The following is a 16,947-nucleotide window of genomic DNA, read 5'->3' as shown; positions in this document are numbered from 1 at the left end:
ATAAGAAAAGCGTAAGCGGCTTGTATTAACTAACATAACACAAGACCGCATTAGCTAATTTAACCCGAAATTTTGGCTATTCTTCCTTGTTCGATATAGACAAGAAGAATTGAAATATCGGCTGGATTAACGCCGGATATACGAGATGCTTGTGCAATGGATAATGGTCTTACTTCGCTTAGTACACTTTTAGCTTCCGTCGCGATTCCGGATATTGCATTATAGTCGATATTATCGGGTATTTTTTTGTTTTCTAGTTTTTTCATTTTATCTACTTGTTGCAATGATTTCTCAATATACCCTTCATACTTAATGAAGATTTCAACTTGCTCTTCTACTTCTTTTGATTTCTTTTCTTCTGGTGGAACCATTCTTTCTATCTGGCTATATTTTATTTCAGGACGTTTTAGAAGGTCTGCTGCTTTCATCGGCTCTCTAAGTTCTGAGCCGCCTGTTTCACGTATGATGTCTTGAACATCACTATTAGGCTTAATCGTCACTTTTCGCAGTCTGGCAATTTCTTCTTCAATCTGTTGCTTTTTAATAATATGCGCATCATGTCGTTCTTCACTAATCATCCCTATTTGGTACCCAATTTCAGTCAGGCGCATATCCGCATTATCATGACGCAACAACAGTCGGTATTCGGCACGTGATGTCAGAAGTCTATATGGCTCGCTTGTCCCTTTTGTAACAAGATCATCAATAAGAACACCTATATATGCGTCAGCACGTCCGAGGACACGTTCTTCTTTCCCGAGTGCACGGGAAGCTGCATTTATACCCGCCATGATTCCTTGACCTGCTGCCTCTTCATAGCCAGATGTACCGTTAAGCTGACCAGCTGTATATAAATTACGAATTCTTTTTGTTTCAAGTGTAGGCCATAGTTGCGTAGGGACAATTGCATCATACTCAATTGCATAACCTGCACGCATCATTTCCGCATTTTCAAGTCCTGGTACGCTTGCAATCAATTGTTTTTGAACGTGTTCCGGCAAACTCGTCGATAATCCTTGGACATACACTTCTTGCGTATTACGGCCTTCGGGCTCAAGGAAAATCTGATGACGTGATTTATCAGCAAATCGTACAATTTTATCTTCAATTGATGGGCAATAGCGGGGCCCTTTCCCTTTAATCATCCCGGAATACATCGGTGACAAGTGAAGGTTTTCATTAATAAGTTCATGTGTTCTTGGCGATGTATATGTCAGCCAACATGGTAGTTGATCAGTGATAAATTCAGTCGTTTCATAACTGAATGCCCACGCTGTATCATCTCCCGGTTGGATTTCAGTTTTGCTATAATCAATTGTTCTGCTATTCACACGGGGTGGTGTCCCTGTTTTGAATCGCACCATGTCAAAGCCAAGTTCGCGAATATTGTCTGCAAGTTTAATTGAAGGCATTTGGTTATTCGGTCCACTTGAATATTTCAGGTTACCAATAATAACTTCACCGCGCAGGAATGTCCCCGTTGTAATGATGACTGTCTTCGCACGGTAAATTGCACCGACTTGCGTAAGTACACCTTTTATTTCATCGTCTTCCACGATTAGTTCTTCTACAACACCTTGGTGAAGTAGTAGATTTTCCTGTTCTTCCAGGAGACGTTTCATTTCCGACTGGTAAAGGACTTTATCAGCTTGCGCACGAAGCGCTCGTACTGCTGGTCCTTTGCCTGTATTCAACATCCGCATTTGAATGTGTGTTTTATCAATTACTTTCCCCATTGCACCGCCCAGTGCATCAATTTCACGGACGACAATCCCTTTAGCGGGACCACCGAGTGACGGATTACATGGCATAAAGGCGATCATGTCGAGGTTCATTGTAAGTACGAGCGTTGTTGCACCCATTTTGGCAGCGGAAAGTGCCGCCTCAACTCCCGCATGGCCAGCTCCAATAACAATAACATCGAACGTGCCTGCTTCAAATTTGGGCATGTTCTTTTCCTTCTTTCTATTAAAGTCATTCAAAAAGCTCGATGAAAAGTAGAAGCGGGCTACTGCGCTAGGCAGGCCCCCTCTTTCCATTCACTCTTGTTGAACACTTATCTTATTTTATTTTCCGAGGCAGAATTGAGAAAATAGTTCATTGAGTAGACCGTCTTGGACCGTGTCTCCGATAATTTCACCAAGAATTTCCCACGTCCGTGTAACGTCAATTTGAATCATATCGACTGGAACACCTGCTTCAGCAGCCGCGAGTGCGTCTTCAATCGTGGCACGCGCATTGTGTAATAGTGCGATATGTCGTGCATTCGATACATATGTGAAATCGCCTGATTCAAGATTTCCTTCGAAAAAGAGTCCGGCAATTGCTTCTTCCAGTTCATCTACCCCTTCGTCTTTCACGAGAGAGGTCGTGACAACTTTGCCCGTTCCGGCATGTTCCATCACTTTTTGCATGTCAATTTTTTGTGGAAGATCGGTTTTATTGATAACAAAGATTGTATCCATTCCCGATACCACTTCAAATAGTCGTTCGTCTTCTATCGATAACTCTTCAGAACTGTTAAGGACGAGTAGAATTAAATCCGCTTCCTTCAACACTTTCCTCGATTTTTCGACGCCGATTCGTTCCACAATATCTTCTGTTTCTCTGATTCCAGCTGTATCGACAAGACGAAGTGGAACACCTCGCACATTAACGTACTCTTCAATAATATCACGCGTCGTCCCCGCAATGTCGGTTACGATTGCTTTATTTTCTTGAATGATGCTATTTAGTAAGGAAGACTTCCCTACATTGGGTCTACCAATAATAACAGTAGATAGACCTTCTCGCAGAATTTTCCCTTGAGATGAAGTTTTCAACAACTTATCAATTTCATTTCTCACCCACATACTTTTTTCAATCATTAGCGGGATTGTCATTTCTTCGACGTCGTCGTACTCCGGATAATCGATATTTACTTCAACTTGCGCCAACGTTTCAATAAGCGCTTGTCGCAATCCCCCGATTAACCGAGAAAGTTTTCCTTCCATCTGATTGAGTGCAACATTCATGGCACGGTCTGTCTTCGCACGAATAAGATCCATGACCGCTTCGGCTTGAGACAAATCAATTCGTCCATTAAGGAATGCACGTTTTGTGAATTCACCGGGTTCTGCAAGACGCGCCCCTTGCTTGAGCACTAATTGAAGAACACGGGTGACCGCAACAATTCCTCCATGACAGTTCACTTCTACGACGTCTTCACGTGTAAATGTTTTTGGTGCTTTCATGAGAGAAACCATTACTTCTTCGACAGTTTCCTCAGTTGATGGATCTATTAAATGACCATAATGGATTGTATGTGATTGTTCTTCATTTAGCCTCTTACCAGACGGTGAACGGAAAATACGATCCGCTATTTGGACAGCTTCGTCCCCACTTAACCTGACGATGGCAATTGCACCTTCCCCCATTGGAGTAGAGATGGCAGCTATTGTATCAAAATGCACGTTTTTCACCTTCCTGACTTGGTTACTCACATGTGGATAACCTATTTCCGACACGACTATCTAACATAATATATTATCACAAATCCATCCATCCTCCTAGTGTCGCAATTTAAATAATGTGGATAAGTTAAGATATCTTTACAATATAATACAAAAAAGTCCCGCAGAGACAGCGTTCGTCTTTGCGGGACTTTTTTTCACCTAACAGATTCAATGACTAAATACCTGAATGGATCAGAGCCCTCTGAATATGTTTCAATATCCATGCGCCGTGATAAAGCATTATGGATGACTTTCCTTTCATAGGAAGCCATCGGTTCTAACTGGATTCTTTTCCCTGTACGAACTGCTTTATCAGCCATTCGTTCTGCTAATTGTTCCAAAGATTGTTCGCGACGCTCCCGATAATCACCGATATCTACCCGGACGACCTTGAATTGACTCGCCAATTTGTTTGTTACAAGTTGCGATAATTGCTGGAGTGCATTTAACGTTTGTCCTCGTTTTCCAATCAGTAATGCAGCTTTTGCACTTTCCATTTGGAAAGTAACATATTTACCTTTGATTTCATGGCTGATTTGAATGTCATCGACACCCATTCCAATTGCAATCATTTTTAAATAGTTTTCTGTTTCTTCTATCGCAGTTTCATCAGACAATCCTTCAATTTGGACTTCCTCTTTCTCCACAGGAGGTTTAACAGATTCACTAATAACTTCAATCTCAGTTGGCTGTATCTCCATTAGAGGTTTTGCTTCTTCAAGGACGGAAGGTTCTTCAAAGTTCATAATAGTTACGGTTACTTCAGCTTCTTTTGCACCGAAACCTAGAAATCCTTTTCTCCCTTGATTGATCACTTCGACTTTTACTTCATCACGCGTAACGCCAAGTACTGTCAATGCTGATGAAATCGCTAATTCAACCGTGGTTCCCCTTCGCGTCGTCCTTGTCATTTCCGTTTCCCTCCCACTTTTACAAGTTCCACTTCCTTTTTCTTAAATGGTTTGTAAATGAAGATGTTTTGGATAATTGAAATGATATTACCGATTACCCAGTAAAGTGAAAGTGCTGCTGGTAAGAATGAACCGAAGATCATAATCATAAACGGCATGATATACATCATTACTTTCATCTGTGGGTTGTCCATTGCAGGACCTGTACGTAAAACGATAAACTGCATAGCTCCTGCTAAAACTGCAAGTGTAATACTTGGCGCTGCAAGTTCAAACCATAAGAAGTTTCCAATATCGTATGTGACATTCATTCGGCTGATCGCATGATAGAAACCGAATAGAATTGGCATTTGGATTAAGACTGGTAAACAGCCTGCCGCCGGATTGATTTTTCGTTCCGACATAATTTTTTGCATTTCTTCACGGTACTTTTGTTGTGTAACTGCGTCTTTTGATTTGTATTTCTCTTTGAGTGCTTTCAGTTCAGGTTGGATTTCCTGCATCCGTTTTGAACTTTTTGTCTGTTTGATCATTAATGGAAGCAAGACAAGTCGAATGATGATTGTAACTGCAACAATACCGTACCCGTATGTACCGAGTATGTCTTTAAATGTCGTTATTAGGGAAACTAACGGCCAGACGACAAATTTGTTCCAAAATCCTTCACTGTCCTCGTAAATCGGTTGTTGGAATTCCGAACATCCCGCAAGAAATACCGACAATGCCGTCAGTATAAGGATTAATGCTAACTTCTTTTTCAAATCAGTTCCCCCAAATCTTATCTTATTCAATTAATTCTCTTCAAAATCTGTGACATCCGCTGGAGGCTTTTGGCCAACAGGATGTTGGTTACTCAGGCGTTGCCGCAGTACGCGGCGATTTTAGCCAGAGTTCCTTAATTTTCAGTAGGGGTTTCGCCCCCTGCCGAGTGAAGTTAAAAGGCCCTATCGACCGATACTAACAGTTTATCACGTTCATATACTTCCTTCTACTTCTTTAAGACACGAGAAATACGCAGGACGTGCTGCAAACTTTTTTTTGTTTCATGAAAATCTAATGTGGCCGCCTGATGTCTGGCGATGATGACATAATCCATATCGTTGCGCAGTTCGTCTTTCAATTCCAGGAAGGACTGTCGTAAATACCGTTTGATCCTATTCCGCACAACTGCATTACCTACTTTTTTGCTGACAGACAGACCAATCCTGAATTCTGGCTGGTCTTCCTTCCTATAGGAATACACAACAAATTGCCGATTAGCAAACGACTTCCCTTTTTTGAATACTTCTTGGAATTCCTCATTCGTCTTTATCCGTTGACGTCTGTTCATCTCATGCACCTGCTCCGTCATCTATGATTATAGTTCTTCATTAATAAACAAGAAAAAAGACCACTGAAATGTCAGTGGCCTTATGCTGATAGGACTTTTCTTCCTTTACGACGACGAGCTGCTAGAATTCTGCGTCCGCTTTTCGTGCTCATTCTTTCACGGAAGCCGTGAACTTTACTACGCTTACGTTTATTTGGTTGGTAAGTACGTTTCATCTTTTAAGACACCTCCTGCATTGATTGTCTATTTATTACTGTGACAGTCTTGAATAGTATATCGGATTTCCAAGGTAAAAGTCAACCCTTTCCTGTTCGACAGTAATTTAGGCCATTTAGTTTCTCTGATTTCGTCCCAATAAGTTATCCACGGTTTCTTCCGCTAATTCCAGATAGTGATGTGGATAGTATTTTCTCAAGTTTTTTTATGCACACTGCTTATCGACATCTTCCTCACATACCAAGGCCTGTGGATAAAGATTTCATCCACAACCACTTGCGCTGTGGATAAGGTTCAGGACTCCTTGTAATCCACAACATATCCTGTTACAATGAGATGAATTTGTTATGCACATAATTTTATAGCATTTTTGTTATCCACAGTTGTTAATACATTGTGGATAATTTTTTCAACACTTTTGCGTAATTGTTATCCACACGACGGAAAACTGTGTATAATACATATCCTCGGGTTTTTTATTTTCATTGTAAAGGAGGCACACGTTTGGACCACTTAGAAGAATTATGGATCGAAGTTTTGTCGAAGGTTGAGCAGAAAATTTCAAGACCTAGTTTTGAAACTTGGCTAAAGTCGACAAAACTGATGTCTTATGGCGAAGAAAATGTCACAATCGCCGCACCGAATTCATTTGCAAAAGATTGGCTTGAAAACCACTATGTACATCTTATTACTGGTATTCTATCCGAATTGACCGGCGAAGACCGAATCATTCAGTTCGTTGTTCCTAAAAACATGGAAGAAAATGATTTCATGCTACCTAAACCGACCGTTAAACCTATAGAAAAAGTTCCATTAACGTCGGCACCTGGCATGCTTAATCTAAAATATACGTTTGACACATTCGTCATTGGTTCAGGAAATCGTTTTGCCCATGCAGCGTCACTTGCCGTTGCTGAAGCACCAGCGAAAGCCTATAATCCGCTGTTTATCTATGGGGGTGTTGGGCTTGGAAAGACACACTTAATGCACGCAATTGGACATTATGTACTCGAACAGAACCCCTCAGCAAAAGTCATGTATCTTTCATCTGAGAAGTTTACAAATGAATTCATTAACTCTATTCGTGATAATAAAGCTGTCGAGTTCCGTAATCGTTATCGGAATGTAGACGTGCTCTTAATAGATGATATTCAATTCCTTGCGGGAAAAGAACAAACACAAGAAGAATTTTTCCATACATTCAACACACTCCATGAGGAGTCAAAACAGATTGTTATTTCAAGTGACCGACCTCCAAAAGAAATTCCAACACTTGAGGACAGACTTAGATCCCGCTTTGAATGGGGTCTTATCACAGACATAGCACCTCCAGACCTGGAAACACGCATCGCAATTTTGCGCAAAAAGGCAAAGGCTGATGGGCTTGTTGATATTCCAAATGAAGTCATGCTGTACATTGCCAACCAAATTGACTCAAACATACGTGAGCTTGAGGGGGCTCTTATACGCGTTGTCGCCTACTCATCACTCGTCAATTCGGATATCAATACGGATCTTGCTGCGGAAGCCTTGAAAGATATTATTCCTAATTCAAGACCGCGTACTGTAACGATTCTTGATATCCAAAAAGCAGTTGGAGAGCACTTTGACATACGTCTAGAGGATTTTACTGCGAAGAAAAGAACGAGGGCGATTGCATTTCCCCGACAGATTGCCATGTTTTTATCCAGAGAACTTACGGATTTCTCCCTACCTAAGATTGGATCTGAATTCGGAGGACGAGATCATTCAACTGTCATTCACGCACACGAGAAGATTAGGCAAATGTTAAAGGATGATCAAGCTTTGCAACAAGACGTTCAAGATATTCGTAATGTTCTTGGTAGAGGATGACCTGTGCATAACATATAATAAGTAGTGCACACCTACAAACAGGTTATACACATGTGGAAAACGTTCAGGCTCAAAGGGGAAATAGACTTACCAACATATCCACAGCCCCTACTACTATTACTATTACTTTATTAATAACTAATACTATATATATTAAGCGAGGGTATAGAATGAAATTTGAAATTATGAGAGATAAGTTGCTTGATGGATTAAGCGATGTTATGAAAGCCATCAGTCAAAAAGTTGCGATTCCAATTTTGACAGGAATAAAGATTGAAGTGGACAAAAAAGGAATGACATTAACAGGAAGTGATTCCGATATTACGATCTGTACATTCATACCTGCAGAAGATAACGGAGAACAAATTATTCAAGTTGTAGAAAAAGGAAGCATCGTGCTGCAAGCTAAAGTATTTAGCGAAATCGTACGAAAACTACCTACGAATGAAGTAACAATAGAAGTTGCAAATGGACTTCAAACACATATTCAATCCGGTAAGTCTGAATTCCATCTAATTGGACTAGATCCAGAAGATTACCCGGTTCTACCAGAAGTAAAAGATGACTATCTATTTTCATTGCCAGCGGATCTGATGAAATCAATCATTCGAGAAACGGTCTTTGCCGTGTCTCAACAAGAAACTAGACCAGTATTAACAGGTGTCCTTTGGGAAGTAAAAGATGGGGGACTTGCTTGTATCGCTACTGATAGCCATAGATTGGCAAGAAGACTGACGATACCTGAAGATATGCCAGAAGTTCCATTCAGTGTCGTTATTCCTGGTAAAAGTCTTCAGGAACTAAATAAGATTTTGCCTGATAACGGTGAACTTGTGGATATTGTCATTGCAGATCAACAAGTGTTATTCAAAACACGTGGTGTGTTATTTTACTCACGCCTATTGGAAGGCAATTACCCAGATACATCACGTCTTATCCCGTTAGAATATAAAACATCAGTAACGGTGAATGGCCGACTTCTTCTTCAGGCAATTGATAGAGCATCCCTTCTAGCACGTGAAGAACGGAACAACATTGTTCGCTTCTCTGCCAATGAAGGTAAAGTTATTGAAATCTCTTCAAATTCACCTGAAGTAGGTAAGGTTGAAGAATTGGTTGAAGCTATTGGCGTAACAGGAGAAGAATTGAATATTTCTTTCAGTGCTAAATATATGATGGACGCATTGAAAGCAATCGATGGACAAGACATAACGATTCAATTTACGGGAGCTATGCGACCGTTCATCTTGAAATCAGTTGATGACGATTCAATCTTGCAACTTATTCTCCCTGTACGAACATACTGAATCTTGAAGGATAGTCACTTATTTGACTATCCTTTTTACTTACTGCCGAAAGTCGGCTAAAATAGAAAGACAGACTAACTTGCGAAAGGTTGAGACTCTATGGAAAATCTTACAATCGATACAGAGTTCATAACTCTAGGGCAACTATTAAAAATGACGAATACAATTAGTTCAGGTGGTATGGCTAAATGGTTTCTGGATGAATACATTGTCTACGTCAATGGCGAGGAGGAACAGCGACGAGGTAAAAAACTTCGTGATGGAGATATCGTTAAAATTCCCAATGTCGGCACATATAAAGTAACTGAACTAACAGACGGTCAAACGGATGTATATTGAACGACTTGCATTAATCGATTACCGAAATTATGAATCACTTGACCTTTCATTCTCCCCACAGATCAATGTGTTAATTGGGGAAAATGCCCAGGGTAAAACAAACATCATGGAAGCGATCTATGTACTTTCTATGGCGAAATCGCATAGAACTTCAAATGATCGTGAATTAATACGCTGGGACCAAGAATATGGTAAAATAGAAGGGGACATACAACGTAAATATGGACGGCTGCCATTAGAATTGGTCATTTCGAAAAAAGGCAAAAAAGCGCGTGTCAATCATCTTGAACAAAAACGCCTTAGCTTGTACATTGGCCAATTAAATGTCGTCATGTTTGCTCCTGAAGATTTAAATCTTGTAAAGGGCAGTCCCCAGGTAAGAAGACGGTTTCTAGATATGGAAATCGGTCAAATTTCACCAACCTATTTACATGATCTTTTAACATTTCAAAAAATACTCAAACAGCGCAATGCAATTTTAAAAGACAATCGGGGAAAACAAAGCCTTAACGATGTCATGTTTGATATTTATACAGAGCAGTATATTCAAGTAGCCGTCCAAATTATTCGTAAAAGGTTTTATTTCATGGAACTTTTACAAAAATGGGCAGAACCGATTCATAAAGGAATCTCTCGTGGTATTGAATCCCTTCAAGTTTCTTATGGAACACTAAAAGAACTTGATTCGGGACAGACTGTGGAACAGATGCAGTCGATACTCGGTCAGCGATTGCTTGAGGCAAGACGCCGTGAACTAGATCGCGGTATGACCTTGATTGGGCCACATAGAGACGATCTTCACTTTTTCGTAAACGGCTATGACATCCAAACGTATGGATCGCAGGGACAGCAGCGAACAACAGCGCTGTCCCTTAAACTTGCGGAAATAGAACTTGTAAAGCAAGAAGTCGGAGAAGCACCTGTTCTTCTTTTGGACGATGTCCTGTCTGAACTTGATGATTACCGACAATCCCATCTCTTGAACACAATTCAAGGAGAAGTGCAGACAATTGTCACGACGACGAACGTAGCGGGGATTGACCATGAAACAATTCGTCAGGCAGACATATTCGAAGTTACAGCGGGCGAAGTCGCTAAAAGAGAGGAATGACGATTGAGTCATCCCTTTAAATAAAACAGCAGCAATACAAATGTTAGACGTTCGGAAAGGGAAGGTGAACAGTTTGGCAATGGAAGAGAAAGATATGCAGATGGCTTATGATGAAAATCAAATCCAAGTCTTAGAAGGATTAGAAGCTGTCCGCAAACGTCCAGGTATGTATATCGGGACAACAAGTTCTAGAGGACTTCACCATCTTGTATGGGAAATTGTTGATAATAGTATTGATGAGGCACTTGCAGGTCACTGTGACCATATCGAAGTGACGATGGAAAAAGGCGATTGGATCCGAGTCGATGATAATGGCCGCGGTATTCCAGTAGGTACTCAGGAATCTACAGGTCGACCTGCAGTCGAAGTTATTATGACTGTACTTCATGCCGGTGGTAAATTTGGCGGTGGAGGTTATAAGGTTTCCGGTGGTTTGCACGGAGTTGGTGCATCTGTCGTGAACGCGCTGTCCGAAACGACAGAAGTGTATGTAAGACGTGACGGGGAAGTCCATTTCATCGAATTTGAACGTGGTGCTGTGTCAAAAGAGCTTAGTGTAATCGGTACTACTGATGAAACTGGAACAAGAATCCGCTTCAAAGCAGACCCAGAAATTTTCACGGAAACAACAGTATATGAGTATGATATTCTGGCCAACCGACTTCGTGAGCTTGCTTATCTAAACCGTGGTCTGCGAATCACGATTACCGATGAGCGTGGTGAAGAAGAACGAAGCGACATTTATTACTACGAAGGCGGCATCAAGTCGTACGTTGAACACTTGAATAAAAACAAAGAGCCTATTCATGATGAACCTATATACATTGAAGGCGAAAAAGATGGAATTTCAATCGAAATCGCCATGCAATACAATAGTGGCTATGCAGAAAATCTGTTTTCATTTGCCAATAATATCAATACTTATGAGGGTGGTACGCACGAATCAGGCTTTAAAACAGCACTGACACGCGTTATTAACGACTATTCCCGGAAAAATGGTGTGCTGAAAGAAGCTGATCCAAACTTGTCTGGTGATGATGTACGTGAAGGACTAACGGCCATCATCTCGATTAAACACCCGGATCCGCAATTTGAGGGACAGACGAAAACAAAACTGGGTAACTCAGAAGTTAGTACGATCACTAACTCATTATTTTCAGAAGGATTCCAACGATTCCTGCTTGAAAATCCGACAACATCACGTCAAATCATCGATAAAAGTCTTATGGCAGCACGAGCACGTCTTGCTGCAAAAAATGCGCGTGAATTTACACGCCGGAAATCGGCACTTGAAGTGTCGAGTCTTCCAGGTAAACTGGCAGACTGTTCTTCACGTGACCCAGCTATAAGTGAATTGTATATCGTTGAAGGTGACTCGGCGGGTGGTTCAGCTAAAATGGGACGCGACCGTCACTTCCAAGCAATTCTTCCGCTTCGAGGAAAAATCTTGAACGTCGAAAAGGCACGTCTTGACCGTATTTTAGGTAACTTAGAAATCCGTGCGATGATTACAGCACTTGGTACTGGCATCGGAGAAGAATTCGATCTTTCCAAGGCACGCTATCATAAACTTGTAATTATGACTGATGCAGATGTCGATGGGGCGCATATTCGTACGCTTCTTTTAACCTTCTTCTTCCGCTTTATGCGACCGCTTATCGAAGCAGGGTATGTTTATATTGCTCAGCCGCCACTTTATCGTGTGAAACAAGGGAAGGTTCAGGAGTATTGCTATACTGAAGAAGAACTCCAAGAGATTATTGGACGACTTCCTCCTATGCCGAAACCCGTTATTACCCGGTATAAAGGTCTGGGGGAAATGGATGCAACGCAATTATGGGATACAACAATGGACCCTGATCAGCGTACACTGCTCCAAGTTCACCTTGAAGATGCGTTTGATGCGGATTCAACATTCCAACAGCTTATGGGAGATGAAGTCGAACCACGACGCAAATTCATCGAAGAGAATGCAATGTACGTGAAAAATATAGATACCTGATTGGCTAGTTGAAATGAAAAAAAACTAAATGTATTGAACAAAGGATTGTCCATAATAACTGAGCGAAAGAGCCGAAGCCCTGAGAACGGTGAGGCTGCTTCGCTTAAGGTGTGAGGCATCCCCTAGCGAGTTCAATGGAATATTTTAGATCAGCATATCTAGTCAAGTAGTCGAACTATCTTTTCCTAAGGATTTTTGAGTTGAAAGGAGTCTAACAATAATGGCAGATATGCCGCAACGTGGTGTTAAGGGAATTAACATTAGTACAGAAATGAAGACATCTTTTCTTGATTATGCAATGAGTGTCATCGTTTCACGTGCGCTCCCTGATGTGAGGGATGGTTTAAAGCCGGTCCATCGCCGTATTCTGTATGCAATGCAGGATCTCGGAAATACCGCAGATAAACCGCATAAGAAATCCGCACGTATTGTCGGAGACGTCATCGGTAAGTATCATCCGCATGGCGATAGTGCTGTGTATGACACGATGGTACGGATGGCCCAAGATTTCAACTACCGTTATATGCTCGTTGATGGTCATGGTAACTTTGGTTCTGTCGATGGAGATGGTGCAGCTGCGATGCGGTATACGGAATCTCGTATGTCGCGTATTGCAATGGAACTTCTTCGAGATATTAATAAAGATACTGTTGATTACCAAGATAACTATGATGGACAAGAAAGAGAGCCGATTGTTCTTCCAAGCAGATACCCGAATTTACTCGTTAACGGGACAACCGGTATTGCGGTCGGAATGGCAACAAATATTCCTCCGCATCATCTTGGAGAAACAATTGATGCTGTCCTTGCACTTGCTGACAATCCTGCAATTACAACAGAAGAATTGTTGGAAATTATTCCAGGTCCAGACTTTCCAACTGGTGGGATCATTCTTGGTCGTAGCGGAATCAGAAGAGCTTATGAAACTGGGCGGGGTTCGGTTATCATTCGAGGCAGAGTCGAAATTGAACAGCAGTCGAACGGCAGGGAAACAATCCTTGTACATGAGCTGCCTTTCCAGGTAAACAAGGCACGTCTGATTGAAAAAATTGCTGAGTTGGTACGTGATAAGAAAATCGATGGCATTACTGACCTACGCGATGAATCGGATCGTACCGGAATGCGAATAGTGATGGAAGTACGTCGTGACGCAAATGCCAACGTACTGTTAAATAATCTGTACAAACAAACCGCATTGCAATCTAGTTTTGGTGTCAATATGCTGGCACTCGTTGATGGTCAACCAAAAATCCTTGCATTAAAGGAGATTTTGTTCCATTATCTTGAACACCAAAAAGTTGTAATCCGTAGACGTACTCAGTACGATCTGAAAAAAGCGGAAGATCGCGCACACATTTTAGAAGGACTACGCATAGCACTTGATAATATCGATAGAATCATCACCCTTATCCGTGCATCTAAAACAACAGATGAAGCAAAAACAGGGTTGATGGATCAATTTAATTTATCTGATCGTCAAGCGCAGGCTATCCTTGATATGCGTCTTCAACGTTTGACAGGACTTGAGCGGGACAAAATTGAAAGTGAATACGAAGCGTTGCAACTCCTTATGTCTGAACTCCGTGCAATTCTTGCAGACGAATCAAAATTGCTTGAGATTATTCGTGAGGAATTGCTCGAAGTGAAAATTCGCTTTGAAGATAAACGTAGAACGGAAATTACACTGGGCGGCGCTGAAATGATTGAGGACGAAGATCTTATCCCAGTCGAAAACTCAGTACTGACACTCACACATAATGGTTACATTAAACGTTTGCCTGCTAATACGTACCGTAGCCAGCGTCGTGGAGGTCGCGGTATACAAGGGATGGGTACGAATAACGACGACTTCGTTGAACATTTATTGAATACGTCGACGCACGATACCATCTTGTTCTTCACAAGCAGAGGACGGGTATTCCGTACGAAAGGCTATCAAGTGCCTGAATTTAGCCGGACTGCAAAAGGTTTACCGATCATTAACTTGTTAGGTGTCGATAAAGACGAGAAAGTAACAGCCATGATTCCTGTAGATGCATTCGAGGATGACAAATACTTATTCTTCTCGACTCGTAACGGGGTTGTTAAACGTACACCTGTTTCCGAATTTGCTAATATCCGTTCAAATGGATTGATAGCACTTACCCTTCGAGGCGATGATGAACTTATCGGCGTCAAAATGACTAAAGGCGATGAAAACATTTCCATTGGTACGAAGGATGGCATGTTAATCAAATTCAATGAGACAGATATTCGTTCTATGGGTCGGATAGCAGGTGGAGTCCGTGGTATCCGTCTTCGCGAAGGCGACATTGTAATTGGTATGGATACAGTGAATGAAGGCGATGAAATTCTAGTTGTCACAGAAAAAGGATTCGGAAAACGTACGCCAGAAGATGAATACCGTATTCAAACTCGTGGCGGTTACGGTCTGAAGACATTGAATGTGACAGAACGCAATGGTCTTCTTGTTGCGATGAAGACAGTAGATGGTACTGAAGATCTAATGCTGATTACGATACATGGCATTTTGATCCGTATGGACATTGACGATATTTCTGTTATTGGACGCAGTACGCAGGGAGTACGTTTAATCCGCCTAGGAGAAGATGAACTTGTCGCGACTGTTGCAAAAGTTGTGAAAGAAGAAGAAGAGGAAGAAGAACTCGACGACAATATTGTTGAAGAGAATGAAGTCTCTTCTGAAAATAATGAAGACATCGGGTTATCTACTATTGAGATAGACGATGAAGATACGGAATCTTAAGTAAAAAGGTTATTGAAATGGTCGATATGGCCATTTCAATAACCTTTTTTTTACGCCTATTTATACAATCCCGTCGTTTAATTGAAATATTTAGAGTATGATAGAAAGAACTATAAGGTGAAGGTAGGTAATATTGATGGCTGAAAACTATGTAAAAACAAGTGACCTGCGCCCGGGCATAATTACAAGTGAAGATATATATATAAATACAATCTACCCGATCCTTAGAAAAGATACTGAACTCTCACCGGAGCATATAAAGGTTTTAAATGCATTCAGTGTAAAAAAAGTTAAAGTTCAAGAACGACTCGTTGTAAAAAGAGAAGATGTATATGATGACAACGAGGGTCCAGTGAATCCGGATGATGTGCTTGCAAAAATACCCATGAAACAGGGAGACCTGCAAACACGATATAGCGATGCAGTTCATAACTATAAAAAGGAGTTTCACGGATGGCGTGCAGGTGTGCGTCCGGATATTGCTAAAGTCCGTTCAATAGTGATACCTCTATTAGATGCGTTTATTGAACAGAAAAAGATGGTAACGTTATTAAATGAGTTTTCAAATGTTAAAGACTACATATACCATCATTCAATTGGTGTGGGAATATTGGCTTCTGCTATCAGTAGACAACTTGGATTTCCAAAAGGGCAGACTTTACAACTTGGACTTGCGGGTGTACTCGCCGATTGTGGAATGGCTAAAATTGATACGGCAATTACGGAGAAAGCAGCATTCTTAACAAAAGATCAGTTCAATGAAGTAAAGCAACACACATTGTATAGTTATCAAATGATTCAAGACACGTCCCTTTTACGACAAGAAATGAAGTTAGCAATCTTCCAACATCATGAGCGTCTCGACGGTAGCGGTTACCCACGCGGTGAGAAAGCAAATCAAATTTCCGTGTTTTCACAAGTGCTGGCGGTTGCAGATGTTTTCCATGCGATGACATCAGAACGGATTCATCGTTCAAAGGAATCTTCGTTTAAGGTAATTGAGATGATAAAGGAAGAAGAGTTCGGAAAATTTGATATTAAAGTTGTCCAAGCACTGCATGAACTTGTCGGGAATCTTTCTATTGGAACAAAGGTGCTGCTGACAAACGGCGAAGTAGGAGAAGTTATTTTCGTTCACCGTGATGCAAGATTACGTCCAATGGTGAAGAAGAGTGTGGATGGATCTATTTTAGACCTCACTACGAATAGGCATCTTGCTATAGAAAAGGTATTGGATTAGAAGGATGTTTTAATATGCAATGATGAATAAGGCTTGAGATAGTGCATATCAGTGGTATTGAAATAGAAATGAAAACTATTTTAAAATAAGTCTTGCATTCTATAAGATAGACTGGTATATTTAATAAGTTCCGTTCAAGACATTATTAAAACAACGACAAAAGAAATTGAAATTAGTTGTTGACATGAACGAAACGAAATGTTATGATATAAAAGTTGTCACCAAAACAACGACAACAACTTAAAACGAAGAATGCAAGTTGATTCTTCCGACATGAACCTTGAAAACTGAACAGCAAAACATCAATGAAATACAGCGAGAGTGCTAACGCATTTGAGCAAAACGTTTCTAACTAAATCAGCTTCGGTTGGTTGAA

Annotated in this window: 13 protein-coding genes; 7 read left to right on the top strand and 6 right to left on the bottom strand. The window is 40.9% G+C overall.

Going from position 1 to position 16,947, the window contains the following annotated elements; translation table 11 throughout:
• Positions 1-59: 59 nt before the first annotated feature.
• The 6 genes from mnmG to rpmH form a co-directional block, all read right to left on the bottom strand.
• Complete coding sequence (gene mnmG, locus ACGLYD_RS19260) at positions 60-1,949, bottom strand: tRNA uridine-5-carboxymethylaminomethyl(34) synthesis enzyme MnmG (RefSeq protein WP_067204093.1); 1,890 nt, start codon at positions 1,947-1,949, stop codon at positions 60-62.
• A gap of 117 nt (positions 1,950-2,066) precedes the next feature.
• Positions 2,067-3,452 (bottom strand): tRNA uridine-5-carboxymethylaminomethyl(34) synthesis GTPase MnmE, encoded by a 1,386-nt coding sequence (mnmE, locus tag ACGLYD_RS19255; protein ID WP_067204090.1) that lies wholly within the window; start codon positions 3,450-3,452, stop codon positions 2,067-2,069.
• Between the two features lie 197 nt (positions 3,453-3,649).
• A complete protein-coding gene (jag, locus tag ACGLYD_RS19250) occupies positions 3,650-4,405 on the bottom strand; it encodes an RNA-binding cell elongation regulator Jag/EloR (protein ID WP_067204087.1) in 756 nt (251 codons plus the stop codon).
• The gene (gene yidC / locus ACGLYD_RS19245; protein ID WP_067204084.1) at positions 4,402-5,166 is read right to left on the bottom strand and encodes a membrane protein insertase YidC; all 765 of its coding nucleotides are present in this window, start codon (positions 5,164-5,166) and stop codon (positions 4,402-4,404) included. Before yidC ends, jag begins: the two co-directional genes overlap by 4 nt.
• A 227-nt stretch (positions 5,167-5,393) precedes the next feature.
• Positions 5,394-5,735: a ribonuclease P protein component gene (rnpA, locus tag ACGLYD_RS19240; protein WP_187046280.1), complete on the bottom strand. Its 342-nt coding sequence runs from the start codon at positions 5,733-5,735 to the stop codon at positions 5,394-5,396.
• An 80-nt stretch (positions 5,736-5,815) separates the two neighbouring features.
• The gene (gene rpmH / locus ACGLYD_RS19235) at positions 5,816-5,950 is read right to left on the bottom strand and encodes a 50S ribosomal protein L34 (protein WP_067204080.1); all 135 of its coding nucleotides are present in this window, start codon (positions 5,948-5,950) and stop codon (positions 5,816-5,818) included.
• A 505-nt stretch (positions 5,951-6,455) separates the two neighbouring features.
• On the opposite strand from rpmH, the gene dnaA reads away from it, so the two are divergent.
• The 7 genes from dnaA to ACGLYD_RS19200 all read left to right on the top strand — a co-directional run bounded on the left by dnaA (position 6,456) and on the right by ACGLYD_RS19200 (position 16,571).
• Positions 6,456-7,805 carry a chromosomal replication initiator protein DnaA gene (dnaA, locus tag ACGLYD_RS19230; RefSeq protein WP_067204077.1) on the top strand — a complete coding sequence of 450 codons (1,350 nt, stop codon included), beginning with the start codon at positions 6,456-6,458 and terminating at the stop codon, positions 7,803-7,805.
• Positions 7,806-7,975: 170 nt separating this feature from the next.
• Complete coding sequence (gene dnaN / locus ACGLYD_RS19225) at positions 7,976-9,112, top strand: DNA polymerase III subunit beta (protein ID WP_399629928.1); 1,137 nt, start codon at positions 7,976-7,978, stop codon at positions 9,110-9,112.
• A gap of 99 nt (positions 9,113-9,211) precedes the next feature.
• On the top strand, positions 9,212-9,451 hold the full coding sequence (yaaA, locus tag ACGLYD_RS19220) for a S4 domain-containing protein YaaA (RefSeq protein ID WP_067204071.1): 240 nt from the start codon (positions 9,212-9,214) through the stop codon (positions 9,449-9,451).
• Complete coding sequence (gene recF / locus ACGLYD_RS19215; RefSeq protein ID WP_067204068.1) at positions 9,441-10,562, top strand: DNA replication/repair protein RecF; 1,122 nt, start codon at positions 9,441-9,443, stop codon at positions 10,560-10,562. The genes yaaA and recF overlap by 11 nt, the downstream gene beginning before the upstream one ends.
• A 79-nt stretch (positions 10,563-10,641) precedes the next feature.
• Positions 10,642-12,564, top strand: coding sequence for a DNA topoisomerase (ATP-hydrolyzing) subunit B (gene gyrB, locus ACGLYD_RS19210; RefSeq protein WP_067213784.1), 1,923 nt, complete (start codon positions 10,642-10,644; stop codon positions 12,562-12,564).
• A 220-nt stretch (positions 12,565-12,784) separates the two neighbouring features.
• Complete coding sequence (gene gyrA, locus ACGLYD_RS19205) at positions 12,785-15,331, top strand: DNA gyrase subunit A (protein ID WP_399629924.1); 2,547 nt, start codon at positions 12,785-12,787, stop codon at positions 15,329-15,331.
• Between the two features lie 136 nt (positions 15,332-15,467).
• The gene (locus tag ACGLYD_RS19200) at positions 15,468-16,571 is read left to right on the top strand and encodes an HD-GYP domain-containing protein (RefSeq protein ID WP_338654418.1); all 1,104 of its coding nucleotides are present in this window, start codon (positions 15,468-15,470) and stop codon (positions 16,569-16,571) included.
• The last annotated feature ends 376 nt before the right edge of the window (positions 16,572-16,947 follow it).

Source organism: Sporosarcina sp. SG10008 (genome assembly GCF_044569405.1).
Classification (GTDB): Bacteria; Bacillota; Bacilli; order Bacillales_A; family Planococcaceae; genus Sporosarcina; species Sporosarcina psychrophila.
Note: the sequence above shows the minus strand (reverse complement) of the source record. Positions and strands in the feature narration are given on the sequence as shown.